At 36.7% G+C, this 1151-nt stretch carries 2 protein-coding genes; both read left to right on the top strand.

The annotated features are described in order from the left end of the window. The first annotated feature begins 308 nt into the window (after nucleotides 1–308). The gene (locus tag EHC72_RS22470) at nucleotides 309–638 is read left to right on the top strand and encodes a hypothetical protein (protein WP_131539960.1); all 330 of its coding nucleotides are present in this window, start codon (nucleotides 309–311) and stop codon (nucleotides 636–638) included. A gap of 61 nt (nucleotides 639–699) precedes the next feature. Beyond that, the coding region (locus EHC72_RS22465; protein ID WP_131539959.1) for a hypothetical protein at nucleotides 700–1151 on the top strand (452 nt) is incomplete at its 3' end.

The raw sequence follows: 1151 nt of genomic DNA, 5'->3' as shown, positions 1-1151 counted from the left end.
TTGAAAATGAAAGATGTAGTTTTTTAAATACTGGCTGCGCAATATAATTATTGGTTTTGTGTGTTATTACAGAATTAAATAGTTATAATTGACCTTGGTATTTCCCACTTTTTGGTGTTTAATCTTATCACCAAAACCCCTATTCTGAAGTCCTAACTTCAATTGTTTTACTACGATTTAATATTTAATAATCGCCTAAGGCATATTACAATTAATTATCCCTTAATGCTGTAACTTATTTTGTTTGGCTTTACTGATTTTTTAGTTCATCATTTCTGCATAAAGGCTTGGTAACAGTCTGAAATGACTTGGTAACGGTCTTGATTGACTTGGTAACGGTCTGGATTGACTTGGTAACGGTCTGGAACGACTTGGTAACGGTCTGGAACGACTTGGTAACAGTCTGGAACGACTTGGTAACGGTCTGGAATGACTTGGTAACAGTCTGGAATGACTTGGTAACGGTCTTGAATGACTTGGTAACAGTCTGGAATGACTTGGTAATGGTCTGGAATGACTTGGTAATGGTCTGGAACGACTTGGTAACAGTCTGGAACGACTTGGTAACAGTCTGGAATGACTTGGTAACGGTCTGGAATGGCTTGGTAACAGTCTGGAACGATTTGGTAAACCATTAGAAAAAGTAAATATTGGCAACATCCCGTTTTAAATTTTATCAACCTTAAACAAAAATTAAAAATGAGAAAAAGAGATGAAGATTTTTTAAGAATGGCAGCCGCCACCTTTAAAATTTTAACAAACAATCAAAATGTATGGAGTAACAATGTAGTTGCCAACCCAATTGTAACGAGTATTAATGAAGATATCAATAGCATTAACGAAGCTTTAAAAGGCGTTATTGAAGGTTCAAAGGGCGCAAGTAGTAGTAAAGAACAGGCCGCTGAGCTGGCCATTAGCCAAACTTTAAAATTGAGTCGTTTAACACAGGTTTATGCTATAAGCCATAACGATCTTGCATTGGCGAACAAGATGCAATTATCTGAAAGTTTATTGCGTAGTTTGCCCAATCAACAGCTTGCCGCTGCTTTAGAAACAATAGCCGATGCTATTTTGAAATTCCAGCCCGAGCTTGTAGAGTATGGCATTACCGAAGATGAATACAATAAGCTTAAACGCTTTATTGATGATTA

It is taken from the genome of Pedobacter nototheniae, from assembly GCF_004335085.1.
Lineage (GTDB): Bacteria > Bacteroidota > Bacteroidia > Sphingobacteriales > Sphingobacteriaceae > Pedobacter > Pedobacter nototheniae.
This window is presented reverse-complemented; position numbering and strand designations above follow the sequence as displayed.